The organism is Marinomonas foliarum, assembly GCF_016906065.1.
In the GTDB taxonomy this organism is placed as follows: domain Bacteria; phylum Pseudomonadota; class Gammaproteobacteria; order Pseudomonadales; family Marinomonadaceae; genus Marinomonas; species Marinomonas foliarum.
Genome location: NZ_CP070273.1, coordinates 2,517,216 through 2,535,359 on the forward strand (window position 1 = coordinate 2,517,216; position 18,144 = coordinate 2,535,359).

Annotated in this window: 14 protein-coding genes and 1 pseudogene; 9 read left to right on the plus strand and 6 right to left on the minus strand. The window is 47.4% G+C overall.

The window, feature by feature from the left end; translation table 11 throughout:
- Positions 1–109: 109 nt before the first annotated feature.
- Genes JSY38_RS11650 through JSY38_RS11660 form a run of 3 tightly spaced genes read right to left on the minus strand, consistent with a single transcriptional unit; the run spans position 110 to position 2,696 of the window.
- Positions 110–247 (minus strand): hypothetical protein, encoded by a 138-nt coding sequence (locus JSY38_RS11650; protein WP_181858564.1) that lies wholly within the window; start codon positions 245–247, stop codon positions 110–112.
- Positions 247–1,260 carry a cytochrome d ubiquinol oxidase subunit II gene (cydB, locus tag JSY38_RS11655; protein WP_239543957.1) on the minus strand — a complete coding sequence of 338 codons (1,014 nt, stop codon included), beginning with the start codon at positions 1,258–1,260 and terminating at the stop codon, positions 247–249. Before cydB ends, JSY38_RS11650 begins: the two co-directional genes overlap by 1 nt.
- Positions 1,257–2,696 (minus strand): cytochrome ubiquinol oxidase subunit I, encoded by a 1,440-nt coding sequence (locus tag JSY38_RS11660; protein ID WP_114412929.1) that lies wholly within the window; start codon positions 2,694–2,696, stop codon positions 1,257–1,259. Before JSY38_RS11660 ends, cydB begins: the two co-directional genes overlap by 4 nt.
- A gap of 351 nt (positions 2,697–3,047) precedes the next feature.
- Here JSY38_RS11660 and JSY38_RS11665 point away from each other — a divergent pair, with 351 nt between their 5' ends.
- Together JSY38_RS11665 and JSY38_RS11670 are read left to right on the plus strand one after the other, a co-directional pair.
- The gene (locus JSY38_RS11665) at positions 3,048–4,964 is read left to right on the plus strand and encodes a sensor histidine kinase (RefSeq protein WP_239543958.1); all 1,917 of its coding nucleotides are present in this window, start codon (positions 3,048–3,050) and stop codon (positions 4,962–4,964) included.
- Positions 4,951–6,315 carry a sigma-54-dependent transcriptional regulator gene (locus JSY38_RS11670; RefSeq protein ID WP_205113361.1) on the plus strand — a complete coding sequence of 455 codons (1,365 nt, stop codon included), beginning with the start codon at positions 4,951–4,953 and terminating at the stop codon, positions 6,313–6,315. The genes JSY38_RS11665 and JSY38_RS11670 overlap by 14 nt, the downstream gene beginning before the upstream one ends.
- A 24-nt stretch (positions 6,316–6,339) precedes the next feature.
- Here JSY38_RS11670 and JSY38_RS11675 read toward each other — a convergent pair whose 3' ends face one another.
- A complete protein-coding gene (locus tag JSY38_RS11675) occupies positions 6,340–7,239 on the minus strand; it encodes a LysR family transcriptional regulator (protein WP_114412926.1) in 900 nt (299 codons plus the stop codon).
- A gap of 107 nt (positions 7,240–7,346) precedes the next feature.
- Between JSY38_RS11675 and JSY38_RS11680 the strand changes: the two genes are divergently transcribed.
- On the plus strand, positions 7,347–8,750 hold the full coding sequence (locus JSY38_RS11680; RefSeq protein ID WP_205113362.1) for a M20 family metallopeptidase: 1,404 nt from the start codon (positions 7,347–7,349) through the stop codon (positions 8,748–8,750).
- A 121-nt stretch (positions 8,751–8,871) separates the two neighbouring features.
- On the opposite strand, the gene JSY38_RS11685 is transcribed toward JSY38_RS11680, so the two are convergent.
- Positions 8,872–10,167: an MFS transporter gene (locus tag JSY38_RS11685; protein ID WP_114412924.1), complete on the minus strand. Its 1,296-nt coding sequence runs from the start codon at positions 10,165–10,167 to the stop codon at positions 8,872–8,874.
- Between the two features lie 265 nt (positions 10,168–10,432).
- Entirely contained in the window at positions 10,433–11,773 is a 1,341-nt protein-coding gene (xseA, locus tag JSY38_RS11690) for an exodeoxyribonuclease VII large subunit (RefSeq protein ID WP_205113363.1), read from the minus strand.
- 93 nt (positions 11,774–11,866) lie between these two features.
- Between xseA and guaB the strand changes: the two genes are divergently transcribed.
- The 6 genes and pseudogenes from guaB to JSY38_RS11720 all read left to right on the plus strand — a co-directional run.
- Positions 11,867–13,333, plus strand: coding sequence for an IMP dehydrogenase (gene guaB, locus JSY38_RS11695; RefSeq protein ID WP_114412922.1), 1,467 nt, complete (start codon positions 11,867–11,869; stop codon positions 13,331–13,333).
- 129 nt (positions 13,334–13,462) lie between these two features.
- Complete coding sequence (guaA, locus tag JSY38_RS11700; protein ID WP_205113364.1) at positions 13,463–15,040, plus strand: glutamine-hydrolyzing GMP synthase; 1,578 nt, start codon at positions 13,463–13,465, stop codon at positions 15,038–15,040.
- A 627-nt stretch (positions 15,041–15,667) separates the two neighbouring features.
- Complete coding sequence (locus JSY38_RS18655; protein WP_420844531.1) at positions 15,668–16,222, plus strand: class I SAM-dependent methyltransferase; 555 nt, start codon at positions 15,668–15,670, stop codon at positions 16,220–16,222.
- A 20-nt stretch (positions 16,223–16,242) separates the two neighbouring features.
- Complete coding sequence (locus tag JSY38_RS11710; RefSeq protein WP_205113366.1) at positions 16,243–16,593, plus strand: MFS transporter; 351 nt, start codon at positions 16,243–16,245, stop codon at positions 16,591–16,593.
- A 24-nt stretch (positions 16,594–16,617) separates the two neighbouring features.
- Positions 16,618–17,709: an NADH:flavin oxidoreductase gene (locus JSY38_RS11715; protein WP_205113367.1), complete on the plus strand. Its 1,092-nt coding sequence runs from the start codon at positions 16,618–16,620 to the stop codon at positions 17,707–17,709.
- Between the two features lie 43 nt (positions 17,710–17,752).
- Positions 17,753–18,070: pseudogene (locus JSY38_RS11720) on the plus strand (GMP synthase (glutamine-hydrolyzing)); the annotation flags it as partial.
- Positions 18,071–18,144 lie beyond the last annotated feature (74 nt).

Below are 18,144 nucleotides of genomic sequence, written 5' to 3' on the forward strand. Positions count from 1 at the left end.
GATTTGCACATGGACAGATAAAGGAAGAATAGAGGACACAGATGCAAAAAAAACTGGCCTGCTTGTTACTTAGCTAAGGCCAGTTCTTTTATTTACTGAGATTAAGACGTTACGGCAATCCCGTCATTAGCAGTTTAATACCATAAGATGCGGTTAATATGGCAATAAAGCCGATGCCGTACAGCAGCAAAAACCATTGCCACGATTTGAGTTTGGCGGCTTTTTCTTTCAGGCTTTTGAGTGACATTAGTAACCCTCCTGATAATCTTCCACCTTACCGGCAAAGACGCGATAACCCCATAAAGTGTAGGCACAAATCAAGGGCACGAAGATGCATATACCTGGCAGTAAGAAAAGCAAGCTGCTGTCTGGCGATGCTGCTTCCATAAAGGTTAACTGTCTTGGTATTAAGTAAGGGAATAAACCAACGACAAGCCCTGCAAAACCCAGTAAGAAGAGTGTTGCTGCATACCAAAAAGGTCGACCTTCGTGGTGAACGGTTCCTGTGGCGTGGCTGTTTAAATCTTTCCAAGCCAACACCGCGACCACCAAGGTGATGATAGGCAGTGGCGATAGCCACAAGAAATTCAAGCCAGAGAACCAGCGCTGTCGAATGCCCACTTGGCTAGCCACTGTCCACAAGCTCACAATGACCATAGCCAAAATAGTGATAATCAAGAGTTGTTTGCCCAATGTCGCTGCATGCTCTTGAATACGGCCACGGCTTTTCATAAACAGATAACAAGCGGCTAATAGTGCATAGCCAGCCATTACGGAAAAGCCAGTCAATATAGAAAACGGCGTTAACCAATGCAGGCTAGATAAACTGTCGACACCGACTGGCACGCCTTGAACGATTGAGCCTAGCAACATGCCTTGGCAAAATGCCGCAATAGCAGACCCTGCGCTGAAGGCAAAATCCCAATAAGGTCGAGAGGTATCGGACTTAAACCGGTATTCGAACGCCACACCGCGAAAGATCAAAGCAAACAGCATGAGCATGATGGGTAGATAAAATATTGAGGCAATGTCCGCATAAGCCGCTGGAAAGGCGGCAAACAAGACGACTCCACCAAAGACTAACCAAGTCTCGTTGCCATCCCAAACGTGTGAGATAGAACGCATTAAATGATCACGCTCGCCTTCTTGGTTAAACCAAGGGTAGAGAATGCCAATCCCTAGGTCGAAGCCATCGAGTAGCACGTACATAAAGATGGCAAAGCCTAAGACGAGGAAGTAGAAAAAAGCCAAATCCATCATTTATCTCCTTGTGCTTGTGAAGTTTGATCGTTTGCTTGCTGTTCTTTCGTTGTTAGCGACTTTACCCAAGCCAATGCATAGCCCGGCGCTTTCATACCAATCAATTGTTGTTCTAGCGCTTCCATGGAAGGCGGCCCTTTTTTAATCAACTTACGCATAAAGTAGAGATAAACACCGATCAGTAAGCTGTAAATGATGACAAACATGGTCAAGGTAAAGAGCACACGCTCCGGAGGAAGTGGCGATACGATCTCTGACGTTCTAACGAGGTTATAGACAATCCAAGGCTGACGGCCAATTTCCACCACATACCAACCTGCCAGCACCGCAATGACTCCCATCGGCGTAAAGAGTGTCACCAGAGATAAGAAGGCTTTGTTTTCATACAAGCGGCCTTTTCGACGTAACAAGAGCGCTAGCGCCGCGATGCCCATCATACCAAAGCCAATGCCAACCATGACGCGGAAAGACCAAAACACTAGTGGTACGTTCGGTCTATCTTCAGGTGGAACGGCTTTTAAGCCTTGTACTGCACCATCCCAAGAGTGAGTCAAAATCAAGCTACCAAGATTAGGAATACCAACCTGATAATCGTTTGATTCGGTTTCCATATTGGGCATAGCGAATAGCAGTAGAGGAACGTTTGCTTCTTCCGCAGGCCAAATACCTTCCATGGCCGCCAATTTAGTGGGCTGATGCTCTCTTACGTTCAAGCCATGCATATCACCTATCCATGCTTGCAGTGGCGTTAGCACCAAGGCAAACCACATGCACATGGACAGGCCTTTTTTTGCAAAAGGAATGTTTTTCTTTTTCAGCAAATAATAAGCACTGATACCTGCTACCACGAAAGTCGCAGTGATTAACGAAGCAACCACCATGTGAGTGAAGCGGTAAGGCATAGATGGATTGAAGATGACTTCCATCCAGCTCTCGACTTCGAATTTACCGTTGACGATTTTGTGCCCTGTTGGAGTTTGCATCCAAGAGTTCGCTACAATGATCCAAAACGCTGAAATCCAAGTACCTACCATTACGGTGAGAGTAGCGAAGTAATGCAGTTTTCGTCCAACGCGTTGCCAACCGAACAGCATAACGCCAAGAAAGCCAGCTTCCATGAAGAAAGCTGTGAGCACTTCATAGGCCATCAGTGGCCCAATCACAGCCCCAGTCATTTCGGAAAATTTGGAGAAATTAGTACCAAATTCATAGGACAAGACAATGCCAGACACCACGCCCATGCCGAATGTAATGGCAAAGGGTTTGATCCAGAACTTGGCGAGCTGCAAGTAGTAAGGGTTGTGTGTTTTGAGCCATAAGCCTTCCCAAATGGCAATTAGCGTCGCCAAACCAATGGTGATGCTGGGGAAAATAATGTGAAAGCTCACAGTAAAGGCGAACTGTATGCGAGATAAGATGGCGACGTCGAGGTCCATAATGGCTCCCTTGGGAATCAATAAGCGTTAAGAGATATATAGATAAGGTTAGGCGTTTCTCTTAACTCTTAGCGTACGCATTTGCTGCAAAGCCAGAGGTAATAGGGCTAAGCCAACAATGCTAAAAAGCGCGATGATTTCGGTCATTAAAAATCCAGTATTCATGATGCTTGTCCTGTTATTTGAAAATGATTTGATTTAAATCAAGGTTGCCTTACCTACAGCAAGGGACAGGCCAATTATTAGTTAAATTTATACTATTGATTTTAAAGGAAAAATTTTCGTCTTTGCATGAAGTGTAAAAAAGGTTTACGATTTTCTCACTTTTAGGTGTAAACGAGGTTTACGATTTTGACACTTTCCCTGATGTTTGAAGTGGCCATGTTGGTGACCAGTGTGTGCGGCGTATTGGTCGCGGTCTGGTTATTGTGGCGAGCCAGAAAACAAAGTGACCTACAAGCCTTGGCAGGTTTTGCCATTATGATGGCGATTTGGTGCTTTGGGCATGTGGTCTTGTTCCAAGGCTACGAGCAAATTGGCATTCATATCATTCTCGCCAACCCACTGATGCCGACCTTTTTTTTACACTTTGCCATTCGTTTTGTGAACTCTGTCCCCGTTAAAGAGCCGATGCTTGAGCATTTATATCGTGCGGTGCCTTGGTTTTATCTCACTAGTTTCGCAGTGGTGTTACAGAGTTGGTGGATAGGCGCGGGCGATGCAATTAGTACCTTGGATACACGTTCCTTTTTTATTTTTACCGAGGCCGGGGCGTGGAATCTCGCTTATACCGTGTTGATCGGCATCTTGGCTCATGGTGTTTTGCTGTTTGGTTGGTATCGTCATTCTGGCAACAAGAAACGATCGATTCTCGCCATGTTTGGCGTTGGTGCGTGGGGCTTGTTGTTGGCGACCAGCTTTGTGTTTCCTTCTTTCGGCATTAGCTGGTTCCCTTACCCCATGTTACTGCTGCCGACGTATCTACTACTGCTGGTTTATGCAGTGGTGCGTTATCAGATTTTATCGGTTAATGCGTTCGCTAATCGGGCCTTGCTTTGGGTCGCCATGATGTTGGTGATTCTCTGTGTGATCGCGGTAATTAGTGTGGTGTCTGGCCGTATCGGTTTGCAGGCGCTGGCCAATGTACCCAGTTGGCAACTCTGGTTGTATTCCTTGCTGATCTTGGTGGTAGCTGCGCTGATATATCAGCCCTTGAGTCGCTTAATTTCTCGGCTGATTTATCCCGGAGCCTCATTAAATGAAGCGGTATTAGATACTTGGTCAACGCAATTGAAAGAGGCTCAGTATTGGACAGAATTGACAAGTGTTGGTGAGCAGTTACTTTCGCGACAAATAAGACAAAATGTAGCGATTCAATTGCAACACGGCGATCACTCGGTAGATGAGCAGAATAATGCATTGGCCATACAAGTGTTTCGATCGGAGTCTGATTGGCACTTTGTATTAATCGGTTGGGAAGATGCCAGCCCAGGTATGCGTTTGACGGCGGAAGTGTTTGCGTCTTTATTCACGACCAGTTGTGGTTTGCTTGAACGCTCGTTGGCCCTGGCGGTAGCCGAACGAAAACGCATGGACGAACAGCATCTGGTCGAGCTGGGGAGTTTGTCTGCAGCGATGGCCCATGAGCTGCGCAATCCTCTGAATATTATCTCCATGGCGGCTTATGACGCACCAGCCGAAACGCGCCAGCATATTCAAACTCAGCTAAAACGTGCGGATCGTTTGGTGAGCGATATGTTGGTCTATTCCGGTGGTTTGTCATTGCAAATTGTTGCCACACCATTGCGATCATTAATTGCTAGCGTACTGGCGCAAGCCCAGCTAGAAGGTGTGGCGTTTGAGCTAGATATCGATGAATCGATTGAGCTGGATGCTGACCCCCAACGACTACAGCAGGTGTTTATTAATCTCATTGATAACGCCGTGTCTTTTTTACGCTCCACGCCCGATGGTAAGTTGTTTATTGAAGCCGAAGAAGAGGACCAACAGCTTGTGATTCGCGTCCACAACAACGGGCCAGCAATCGATGCAAGCTTACAAGGTGAAGCCTTGTTTCAACCCTTTGTGACTAAGCGAGCAGGCGGTAGCGGGCTAGGTTTAGCCATTGTACGCCGTATTGTTGATGCCCATGGCGGGAAGATTCAGCATCGTTCTGATTCGACATGGCCTGTGACCTTCGAGCTTATTTTACCTCGCCATTTTTCTGGCACTGCTATTTCAAATAGAGAAATCCATGACTCAAAATAAAATACTATTGGTTGATGACGAACCTGCTTTTCGTGAACTGGCGAGCCGCTGGTTGGCTAATCAAGATTATCACGTGAAAACGGCGGGCAGCCTAGATGAAGCGCGGAATGCTTTGGCGTCGTTTGATGCGGACCTGATTCTCTTGGATCTTTCCATGCCGCCGAGTTTTGATCCACAAGTCACCTTGGGTGCTATGGACGATTTTACTGGTCGCCCAGTGATTATTATTACTGGTCATGCGGATCGAGAATTGGCGCTTAAAGCTATTGAGTTCGGCGCTTGGGATTTTATTGCCAAGCCGATTGATCCAGATATGTTAGCGGTAGTAGTGCGTCGAGCGATTACCAAAACCACTTTAGAACGAGAGCTGACTCAGCTAAAAAAAATCAGTCATTCTTCCCAAGGGGCGTCGGCGTATATTGGTCATTCAATCAGTTCGCAAAAGGTCAGGGCGCTGGTGGAACGAATTGCGCCGACAGATGTGCGTGTCTTAGTGACTGGGCCATCTGGTACAGGCAAAGAAGTGATTTCCCGCACCTTGCATGACTTGAGTCATCGCGCGTCCAAGCCGTTTGTTTCTGTGCATTGCGGTGCTATCCCTGCTGATCTATTGGAAAGTGAGTTGTTTGGTTATGTGAAAGGCGCGTTTACTGGGGCAGAAAAAGACAAAGTTGGTTTGTTGAGTTTGGCCGATGGTGGCACTTTATTCTTGGATGAAATTGGTGAAATGCCGCTGGCTATGCAGGTCAAATTGCTGCGAGTGCTGCAAGAAGGCACTTTCTTTCCTGTGGGCGGTCGAGAGCAGAAATACATCGACATTCGGGTGATTTCCGCAACCAATGCAGATTTACTTGAAAAGGTTCGAGAAGGCAGTTTTCGAGAAGATCTGTATTACCGCATTAAAGGCGTCAATATTGAAACCCAAGCGTTGTCGGAGCGACTCGAAGATGTTCCAGTATTGCTGCAGTCATTTCTACAGCGTTTGCAAAGTCAGCAAATTAAACCGTTACAGCTCAGTCCTGAGGCGATGCAATGGTTTCGAGATCAGTCATGGCCAGGTAACGTCCGTGAATTGAAAAACGCCCTAGAAAGTGTTGCGTCTATTTGCCCACAAGGGCAAATTACCGTGGAAGACATTCAGCTGCTTTATCCTAGTGGCGAAGCCGTTTGTAAAACCACTGCGAACTCGCCGATAAGTGATGCCTCATTAGACGAACAAGTTCGAGACCTTGAAATTCGACTAATTACCCAAGCCTTAGAAAAAAACCAAGGCAACCGCACCCAAGCCGCCAAGCAACTGAGTATTTCCCGACAAGGGTTGATTAAGAAAATCGAGCGCTATGGGCTGTAGGCGAATATTGGTACCAATGAAGCATCAGCCTTGCTTTTTAAGCGACTCGGTAAGGTGACTTAAAAAATACCTTACGATAACGGGTAATTTTCTTCTCGACATGATTTGTACTTGAAGGCTGCGTTGAGCCAATGAAGGATCGCGGATCGGAAGAATAACCAGTCCATCATTCTGAGCACGTCTAGCAACCGTCAATTCACCACATAATGCAATGGCATTGTCACTCTCGCAAACAAAAGTATATATGGCTCCTACAGAGCTGCTAGACAACGCTGGGATGACTTGCACACCTTCAATATGACAAGCTATTTCGAACAAGTAACTCAGTGTTGTTCCTGGTTCAGATGTTGCGATGGGATACTCGGTTAAATCCCTTATGCTGATTTCTTGCTGACTAGCTAAAGGATGCTTTTTTGAGAGCAAAGCCACAACTGGAGAAGGGACTTGCAGAGAGACCTCAACACCTTGCTCAGGTTGTAAGTTAAAAGTAAATGCGGCATCTACACTGCCGTCTCTCACTAGTTGTGTAGCTCTACTTGAGTCGACGACCTGCAAAGAAAATCGAGCGCTAGGATACTCCAAACGAAATTGTGTAATGATATGGGGAAGAAAGTCCCAAGCCATACCTTCTGGGCAGGCCAGTGCGATAGATTGCTGCTGGATATTGCTTATGCCCTTCATTTCCGACATCACATTTTTAAATTCCAATGTATTGCGTAGTGCATAGGTATATAAAATATCGCCAGCTGGCGTGAGTGCCATCCCTCGTGCTTTACGCTCGAATAAAGTTAGCTGAAGCTTTTCTTCTAATTGGGCTATTTGTCGGCTGATTGCAGAGACGGCAACGTGCATTTCTTCTGAAGCAGCAGAGAGTGATCCTGTTTTAGCAACCGCATGAAAATATTTTAACGAGATGTCATTCATAAGCTTTCTATTTTATGGAAGGTTTTGTTATGTATTTGATAATTGTTGTAAAGCTTATTACAACTTAAGCTAAATACCATAGCAAATTCTTGTATTTTGGAGAGGTAATGTCTCAAGTAGTTAGTCAAGATAGTCGTGAAGTAGCCTTACAGCAAGCGGTTGCAACCATTATGAACGGCCAGTTTATCGAAACGTTGACGCGTCGAGTAGCGTTTGCATCAGAAAGTCAAAACCCAGGTGCCAGTGCTGAACTGATGAAATACTTAACAGACGAAATTCAGCCGACCTTAGCGAAACTAGGTTTTGAGTGCGAAATATTTCCAAACCCCATCGCGTCTTGTCCGCCACTACTAATCGCTAAACGTATCGAAGATGAGTCTCTACCTACACTGTTAACGTATGGTCATGGTGATGTTACTAATGGGCAGACAGAATTATGGCAGGCAGGTACTCATCCTTGGGAATTATCGCAGATCGGAGAAAAGATCTTTGGGCGTGGTACAGCGGATAACAAAGGTCAGCATACGATTAACCTGTTGGCGCTCGAATCGGTATTGGATGCTCGTCACGGTAAGTTGGGCTACAACGTTAAAATACTATTTGAGATGAGTGAAGAGGTTGGCTCTAAAGGTTTAGAGCTCTTTTGTCGTGAGCAAAAAGAATCGTTAAAAGCGGATCTGTTTTTAGCATCTGATGGTCCGAGATTGAACGCACAAACACCGACTATTTTTCTGGGATCTCGCGGTGTTTGTCAGTTCCGATTGCGTTGTGAAACCGGTAATGGGGCACGTCATTCGGGTAATTGGGGCGGTGTTATTACCAATCCTGTGACACGTTTGCAGCACGCACTTGCTAGCTTGACGACAGCGAGTGGACGAATCACTGCTGAGTGTTTACGAGCACCGTTACCAAGTGGTTTGACTGCTGAGATGATGCAAGCGCTAACCGTTGGTGGTTATGCTGGCGACCCAACATTGAATGATCAATGGGGGGAAAAAGAGCTTACCGCGGGCGAACGATTATTCGGTTGCAATACACTAGAAGTCATCGCTATTGGCGCTGGCGATATCAACAAACCTATTGGCGCGATTCCTGATGTTGCCGAAGCGGTGTGCCATTTGCGTATAGTACCGGGCACGGATTGGCAAAACCTTGTCTCTAATCTGGCCTCTGTTTTAGAAGAGCAAGGTTTAGGAGATGTGAAAGTTGTTTACGAAGGTGGCTATAACGCAACTCGCTTAGATCCGACTCACCCTTGGGTTGGTTTTGTTAAGAGCTCGATGGAGGCATCGCTGGAACAGAACGTAACGGTTTTACCTAATTTAGGCGGTACGATTCCAAACCATTGTTTTGCTGATGTATTAGAGCTACCGACTGTGTGGATGCCACATTCTTATCCATCTTGTAAGCAGCATGCACCTGATGAGCATTTACTGGAAAGTGTTGTTAAGCAAGGGTTAGCAGCCGCGGCAGGTTTATTCTGGGATCTGGGTGAGCAGTGGCCTAAGTAAACGTCTTTGTGTATTTAAAACGGTGGTCCAATGAGGCCACCGTTTTTTTTTTGTGGCAAAGCTTATGGCAAAAAAAACGCCACATTAAAGTGGCGTTAGCAAAGTAAAAGGGGGCGTTTTTCTAATTGATTTTGAAATGTCTACGTATGCCAAATAAAGCGAGTAGGCTAACGAAGCTCGTGAATAATAAGTAATAGCTTGGTGCAAGCTGGTCACCTGATGCACTGATAGACCAGACAAGTAAGAAGGGCGTGAAGCTACCAAAAAGTGTCGTGCTGATGTTGTAGCTCAACGCCATGCCTGTAGCTCTGACTCGTGTTGGAAACATTTCCGACATCAAAGCTGGTAGGCCACCAAAATACATAGACTTCAGCACACTCAACCAAAATAGAACGCTAGCAAGCATGATCAAGGTTGGTTGAGTCGACAATATGAAAAAAGCTGGCCAAACGGTTAGGAAGAAAAGAACACCTGCACCAATCATAAGACGAGTACGCCCAATACGGTCGGACAGAATGCCAACGAAAGGTGTGAGGAACATGAGCACGGTGTAGCTGATCAGTGTGCCACCGTAACCAATAGAATTACTTAAACCAAGGTATTTTGTGGCATAGGTCGGCATGAAAATGATCGAGTAAGTTACTGATGTAGACAGTATCATGGCGCCTATATTGAATAGAATGCCCAGCTTGTTATTGGCGAACAATTCTATCAGCGGGATTTTTTCTTCTTTTGACTCTGTAAACTCCGTTGTTTCTTCAATATGTCTGCGAATGTATAAACCGACGGGTCCAATTAATAGGCCGAAGAAGAAAGGAATACGCCAGCCCCAGCTTTCAAGTTGGCCTGTAGTTAAAGTTGTTGTTAGCAACAAGCCAAACCCTGCACCTAATAAGCCGCTAAGCCCTTGGCTTGCGAACATAAAGCTAGAAATAAAGCCTTTACGTTCTGGGTAATGCTCAACCAGCATTGCTGTTGCGCTACCAAACTCCCCGCCTGCAGAGAAACCTTGTAGAAGTCGAGCAAGCAAAATACCGAGAGGAGCTAATAATCCAATTGTTTCATAGGTAGGCATAACTGCAATGAGAAAGGTCCCTGCCATCATTAACCAAATTGTTAGCAACATGGCTGCTTTACGTCCCACTTTGTCCGCATAGCCGCCGATAACAATGGCGCCAATTGGGCGAATAAGATACGACATAGCGAAAGCAAAGAGCGCTAGCATCAAGGATAGCGTTTCGTTATCTGTTGGGAAAAAGAGCTTCGAGATGGTACTTGCAAAAAATGCGTAGACAATTAGATCAAACCATTCCAACGCATTACCGATAGACGACGCGACAATGAGTTTTAGTAACTTTTTATCTGCGGGTTTCTTAGTGGAGGCTTCAACGCTCCCCACATTGTAGGTGTCTGACATTAATATGGCTCCATAGCTTTTATATTGTTTATAAGTCTTTAATCGATACTAGGGAATGATAAGGTTTTGCACAATTATTCATTTATTAAAACTTCTTTGCTTATATTCGAAAGTATAAAGAGCCATTTTGGGGCGTAACTGCGCGTAATATGATTTTTAAGGCTGCTTTTGTGTGTTGATGCTCAATATTCATTAGAAGGATAGGAGGGAGTGTTGATGAAAGGATCGGGCTCATGTTTAAAGAATGAGCCCGGTAAGTAGAAGGTTAGAGGTCTGTTACGTCACACGAAATGACCCCATCTTGAACTCGGACGGAAATTGCATCGCCTTTTTCAACGTCATGAATAGAGCGAATAACTTGCTTGTCTTTTGAAGCAATGGCGTAGCCTCTAGCCAAAGTATTAAGCGGGCTGACTAGGTTGAGTTTGTCTATAAGACGAGCAAAGGCGGTTTGCTTGTTGGCTAGTGTGTTGCTTAATGCGCGAGCAAGGCGGGCATCTATGTCTTTGAGCTTTTGTCTGTCCTGATCGATACGGCGAGTCGGGCTGTTTCTTTCCAGTCGATAAGCGAGGTTGGCGGTTTGGTTTTGTTGCTCCAGCACCTTGCGTTGCATGCTTTGTTGTAAGCGATGCTTAAGCTGGTCTAGCTGAGTTTGCTGTTGCTCGATTCGCTCCTTTGGATGGCGAATACGCTTGATCATGAAGTCGAGCTGTTGTTGGCTTTGTTCGAGAATGCGTGACATGCGTCGAACCAGTTGCTTTTCTTGCTGCTCGATTTGTCTAATCAATTGATTGCGGTCAGGGCTTAAAAGCTCCGCAGCTGCGGTTGGGGTAGCGGCTCGAACATCGGCCACAAAATCCGCAATGGTGAAGTCAGTTTCATGACCAACAGCCGATACAATAGGAGTTTGGGCAGCAAAAATGGCGCGTGCTAAGGTTTCGTCGTTAAAACTCCATAAGTCTTCCAGTGAACCACCACCACGGCCGAGAATAATGGCGTCAAAGTGCCCACTGCTATCGGCGCGTTGCAATTGCCGCAAGATGTTTTTAGAAGCGTCTTGGCCTTGCACTAAGGAAGGCAGAATGGTGAGTTCTGTCAACGGAAAGCGTCGACGAAAGGCAATGATCATATCGCGAACCGCTGCGCCGACTGGCGAGGTGATGATGGCAACACGTTCTGGTTGGGTCGGCAGTGGTTTTTTATGCTCTGGTGCGAAAAGGCCTTCGGTTTGTAAGTTGTTTTTTAAGCGTTCAAACGCCTGTTGTAATGCACCTTCACCTGCCGACTCCATGCTTTCGACACTGAGTTGGCAGTCGCCTCTTGGACCATAGAAAGTGACGCGAGCACGCAAGCGAACCATGTCACCATCTTTAGGTTTGAATCGTACTGCTGCGTTTTTACCTTTGAACATGGCGCAGCGGATTTGTGCACGGTCATCTTTGAGTGAAAAGTACCAATGTCCAGAGCCTGGCTTGGCGAGGTTGGATATCTCACCTTCGACTAAAATCCACGGCAAACTGGCTTCAAGTAGTTGTTGTATCTGTCTATTTAGCTGCGATACGGTAAAAGCCGTTTCTTGTGACGCAGAAGTTGTAAAATTTTTCATCAATCTCTCGTGGTTTTGATTTACCGAATGCAACTAAAGGAGTAGAATTACTTGCCATCTTAACACCCTTGTTGGCATTGGAAACTCCCCATTATGTTACGAATCGTGCAAGAAGCTTTAACGTTTGACGACGTACTGCTTATCCCCGGCTATTCCGAAGTTCTTCCTAAGGATGTTAGCCTCAAAACGAAAATCACTAAAGACATTGAGCTAAATATTCCGCTTACGTCTTCAGCGATGGATACCGTTACTGAACATCGCATGGCGATTGCTCTGGCTCAAGAAGGTGGCATTGGCATTGTGCACAAAAACTTGACCATTGAAGAGCAAGCTCGCGAAGTTCGCCGAGTGAAAAAGTTCGAAAGTGGTATCGTTCGTGATCTTGTTACTATCAACCCAGAAGCCAGCGTTCAAGAGCTAATGGATTTGACGGCTGCGAACAGCATCTCAAGTGTTCCAGTTGTTCAGGGTTCCGACCTAGTTGGTATCGTGACAAGCCGTGATGTGCGCTTTGTTAAAGACTTTGATAAAAGAGTCTCTGACATCATGACACCAAAAGATCGCCTAGTGACGGCGCTTGAAGGTGCTTCATCTGGTTCTATCCGCAAGTTACTTCATGAAAACCGCATTGAGAAAGTGTTGATCGTGAATGAGCAATTTGAATTACGCGGCATGGTTACAGTAACCGACTTTAATAAAGCCACGACTTTCCCGCATGCTTGTAAAGACGAACAAGGTCGTTTGCGTGTTGGTGCTGCTGTTGGTACTGGCGCAGATACTGGTGAACGAGTGAAAGCTTTGTCTGATGCAGGCGTTGATATCATTGTTGTTGATACGGCGCATGGCCATTCTAAAGGCGTTATTGATCGCGTTCGTTGGGTAAAAGAAAACTTCCCACATATTCAAGTGATTGGTGGAAACATTGCGACAGCAGAAGCCGCAATTGCTCTAGCTGATGCAGGTGCTGATGGTGTGAAAGTGGGCATTGGCCCAGGTTCTATTTGTACTACTCGTATCGTTGCTGGTGTGGGTGTTCCTCAAATCAGTGCCGTAGCGAATGTGGCTGAAGCTATGAATCCTCGTGGTATTCCGGTTATCGCTGACGGCGGCGTACGTTTTTCTGGTGATATCAGTAAAGCAATTGCGGCAGGCGCTAGCGTTATCATGGTTGGTGGACTATTGGCGGGTACTGATGAAGCGCCAGGTGAAGTGGTTCTGTTCCAAGGGCGTTCATACAAAGCGTACCGTGGTATGGGCTCGTTAGGTGCGATGTCTCAGTCTCAAGGCTCAAGTGATCGCTACTTCCAAGATTCCAGCAGTGTTGAGAAGTTAGTACCGGAAGGTATTGAAGGTCGTGTAGCATCAAAAGGCCCAATGGCAGCGGTTATTCATCAGTTGATGGGCGGTGTGCGTTCTTCTATGGGCTACACTGGATCGGCTGATATTGAAACAATGCGTACCAAGACTCAGTTCTCTAAAATTACGGGTGCTGGTATGCGTGAGAGTCATGTTCATGATGTGACGATTACAAAAGAAGCACCAAATTATCACGTGGGCTAATTGCTCTATAATTTGGTGATGAGATGGGGCGTTTAAAACGCCCCATCTTTATTTATTGCTCTTACTATTTATTGATTACTTCTACGAAAAGACTGAATTCTTTGAGTAGAGTGAAAGGAATGGCTAATAATGTCGCAAGATATCCACGCTCATAAAATTCTTATTCTTGATTTCGGTTCTCAGTACACGCAACTGATTGCACGTCGTGTTCGTGAAATCGGTGTTTACTGTGAAGTTCGCGCTTTTGATATGGAAGATCAAGAAGTCATCGACTTTGATCCAAAAGGTATCATCCTTGCTGGTGGTCCTGAATCCGTTCCAGAGCCTGGTTCTCCTCGCGCTCCAGAAGCAGTATTTACATTGGGTGTGCCGGTATTTGGTATTTGTTACGGCATGCAAACCATGGCAGAGCAATTGGGCGGTAAAGTTCAAGGTTCTGAAATTCGTGAGTTTGGTTACGCGCAAATTCGTAAGCACGAAGGTCCTGCACTGTTTGATGAAATTCAAGATCACATTGCAAACAACGGTGTTGCCTTGCTTGATGTTTGGATGAGCCATGGCGATAAAGTGATTGAAATGCCTGAAGACTTCACTTTGATGGCATCCACGGATAGCTGCCCAATCGCAGCGATGGCGAACGAAGCTAAGAAATTCTACGGTGTACAGTTCCACCCAGAAGTAACGCATACGTTACAAGGTGGTCGCATTCTATCTCGTTTCATCGTAGATATTTGTGGTTGCGACACGTTATGGACGCCTGCCAACATCGCACAAGATGCAATTGAACGCATGCAAGAGCAAGTGGGTGACAGCAAAGTATTGTTGGCCTTGTCTGGTGGTGTGGATTCTTCAGTGGTAGCGGCATTGCTGCATAAAGCGATTGGCGACCAATTGACGTGTGTCTTTGTCGACAATGGCTTGCTTCGTCTAAATGAAGGCGATCAAGTAATGAAAATGTTTGCTGACAACATGGGCGTTAAAGTCATCCGTGTTGATGCGGAAGACTTGTTCCTTGGCAAGCTTGCTGGTGAAGCGGATCCTGAGAAAAAACGTAAGATCATTGGTAATACCTTTATCGAGATCTTCGACGAAGAATCATCTAAATTGGATGGCATCGACTTCCTGGCGCAAGGCACGATTTACCCTGACGTAATCGAATCCGCAGCGGGTAAAACTGGTGGCGCGCATGTGATTAAGTCCCACCACAACGTAGGTGGCTTGCCAGAAGATATGAAAATGGCCTTGGTTGAACCACTTCGTGAGTTGTTCAAAGATGAAGTGCGTAAACTGGGTCTTGAACTAGGCCTGCCATACGACATGGTTTACCGTCATCCTTTCCCAGGACCAGGTCTTGGTGTGCGTATCCTAGGTGAAGTTAAAAAAGAGTACGCCGACATCCTTCGTCGTGCTGATGCTATCTTCATCGAAGAGCTGCGTAACGCGGGCTGGTACGAAAAAACAAGCCAAGCCTTCACTGTCTTCCTTCCAGTTAAATCTGTAGGTGTGGTTGGTGATGGTCGTCGCTACGAATACGTTGTAGCGCTACGTGCCGTTGAAACCATCGACTTCATGACGGCTCGTTGGGCGCACCTTCCATACGAGTTACTGGAAAAAGTGTCTGGTCGAATCATCAATGAGATCGAACATATCTCCCGCGTGACTTATGACGTATCGTCTAAGCCACCTGCTACTATCGAGTGGGAATAATTCAGCTAGGTACGCCTTAACTGAATAAAAATAGAAACACTCTAAAGCCCGCAAGCCCGCTTTCCAGCGGGCTTTTTATTATCTAATGTAATGGCCACATCATTTGGTACTGTCTAGCGGCTTCAAATATGCTGTTTTGCGGCGTCACATGTATCGCGAACGTCTTGCCGTTTTTTCGCCAGCTGACTCTCGAAGCCTTGCGCCAGGTCTTCTATCTTTACCTTAGAGAACAGCGCCAGAAAGCAAGCATACGCAGGCTGCGAGGCATGGAGTGAGATCCTTCATATTAGCTACGAGCACCCTATCACCGCTTAAGTAACATACCAATTTATTTTTGAAACATTTAAAGTTACATGTATTGAAGTGTATCACTCTTTCAAGTAACATTTGATATTACATTATGACTTTTAAGGGACCATTTGTTGTGAACTACGATGCCATCATTATTGGGACGAGCTTTGTAGGTCTTTCGGCTTCCAGCCTCTCGTAGTCGGTATGCAATGTCTTCGCATCGGTCACTGATTTTTGATCCCAAATTTATCGAAACTATCTGAAGGAGAGAGCAGAATGCAGGCTGAATCTATTTGGAACGACCTTTATGCTAAGGGCTCGCAGACCTCGTCAGGCATGCCCGGTCTGGCACTGTCTCAGTTCACGGGACCGCTTCGTCCCGGCAGGGCGCTGGAGCTTGGATGCGCCAGGGGCGACGATGCTATCTGGCTGGCTCGGAAGGGTTGGCACGTGACGGCGGTCGATGTCTCGTCGGTCGCGCTTGGAATCGCCTCCCGCAACGCCGAAGCGGCTGGCCTCATGGAGCACATTCGGTTCGAGGAGCATAATCTCGCCCTATCTTTTCCGGAGGGGAGCTTCGATCTGGTCACCGCCAGCTTCCTACATTCGCCTCAGGAATGGCCGCGAGGCGATGTTTTGGGGCGAGCTGCTAGGGCCGTGGCTCCCGGGGGGCATATTCTGATAGTAGAGCACGCTTCGCGTGCGCCTTGGTCTTGGTCCCCCGAGAATACCCGTTTTCCCTCGGCACACGAAACGTTCACGACGATGCAGCTCGCCCCCGAGGAATGGGCGTACCATTGCCTCTGTTCCATTGCCCGAACTGCTACAGGGCCGGAAGGACAAACCGCAACTGTTACTGACAACGTTCTCTTCCTGCAACGACTGAGCTAAGCAAACCGGAGATCCTTGAAATGACAGATACATCGACCTCGGATCGGAACCGCGCCACGGCCTTATGTATCATGATCTTTGGCCTCGGCGTCTACTTCGTGCCCGCATCCAGCTCGGCACTGAACGGTGTGAGAGAAGAATCCGGTGTGGTATCGGCTTTCGTCAACGTAACACAGCAGGTTGGCGGCTCTATAGGACCGGCGCTGCTCAACTCAGTCTTCCTAATGGCCACGACAGCAACCGCAGATACTAGCCTGAAATCTATAGAAGGCTATCGCGCTGCGTTCGGGGTCTCGGCAGGCCTCTTTCTCATCGCTCTCGCCATCACTCTGGTTCTGCCGCGGCGCGCTTCCAAGCGAACAGCTGACTAACATACTAAATAGAAGGACACTTTCATGACCATTGATACCAAATCACACTCTAACCTGTTCGCCCCGCTCAGCTTGCCGCGCGGCCCGAAGATAAAGAACCGTTTTGTTCTCGCCCCGTTGACCAATACCCAAAGCCGCGAGGACGGAACGCTGTCCGACGATGAATACCGCTGGCTCACGATGCGCGCAGAGGGTGGTTTCGGCCTAGTGACAACCTGTGCCAGCCACGTTTCGTCCGCGGGCAAGGCTTTCTTGGGTCAGCTGGGCTGTTTCGATGACCGCCATCTGCCCGGCCTTGAACGCCTTGCTGCGGGGTTGCGAGCACAGGGTGCGGTTTCGTCTTTGCAGCTCCAGCACGGAGGCATCCGCTCACTTTCAGACGGAAGTGAGCTAGCTGGCCCCTCTGCCCATTCCGAAACCGGTGCAAGGGCGCTGAGCGAGGCCGAAATTGAAAACATTATCGCAGAGTTCGTCGCCGCCGCTCGACGCGCCGAGCGGGCCGGGTTTGATGGCGTACAAATCCACGGCGGGCACGGTTACCTCATTGCTCAGTTCCTGTCGCCCGAGTTGAACCGACGTAGCGACCGTTGGGGCGGCTCCCCCGAGAACCGAGCCCGCTTCCTCTTCGAGATTCTGCATCGCATTCGCGCTGCCTGCCGACCAGATTTCCAGATAGGCATCCGCATATCGACCGAGCGCTTCGGGCTGGTCCTATCTGAAATGGTCGACCTCGCGTCTCGGCTCTTCGCGGACGGAGGTATGGACTACCTCGACCTGTCTTTGTGGGATATCACTAAGGAGCCTGAAGAAAAAGCATATAAGGGCAGAACCCTTATGTCGCTGTTTGCTGATCTGCCTAGAGGTGACTGTGCGCTCGGGGTTGCCGGTGGAATCATGACTGCAGCGCGCGGAGAATGGGCTCTTTCCGAGGGTGCAGATTACGTGGCAATTGGCAAGGCGGGTATACTTGTCCATGACCTTCCCGAATGCATAAGGAAAGAGGCTCGCTATACCTCACCCGCATTGCCGGTTTCGCCAGAGTACTTACGACAGGAAGGGCTCAGTACAGCATTCATCGACTACCTACGTGGGCAGCGGAGTTTCGTCGAGGACTGAATGCAGCCGTAATCGCAGCTGTCTTTTGGTCATAAGTTTGCGTGCCGACATCCTTCGTCGTGCGGGCGTTATCTTCATCGAAGAGCTGCGTAACGCGGGCTGGTACGAGAAAACAAGCCAAGCCTTCGCGGTATTTCTTCCAGTTAAATCTGTTGGCGTAGTAGGCGACGGCCGCCGTTACGAATACGTGGTAGCACTTCGTGCTGTTGAAACCATCGACTTCATGACAGCTCGTTGGGCGCACCTACCATACGAACTGCTAGAGAAAGTGTCTGGTCGTATCATCAACGAAATCGAACACATCTCCCGCGTGACTTACGACGTATTGTCTAAGCCACCTGCTACGATAGAGTGGGAATGATCCTTACTCATCAATAGTCTAATCAAACGGCTCTCTTTATTACCAAGAGGGCCGTTTTTGTATGTGTTGGCTGT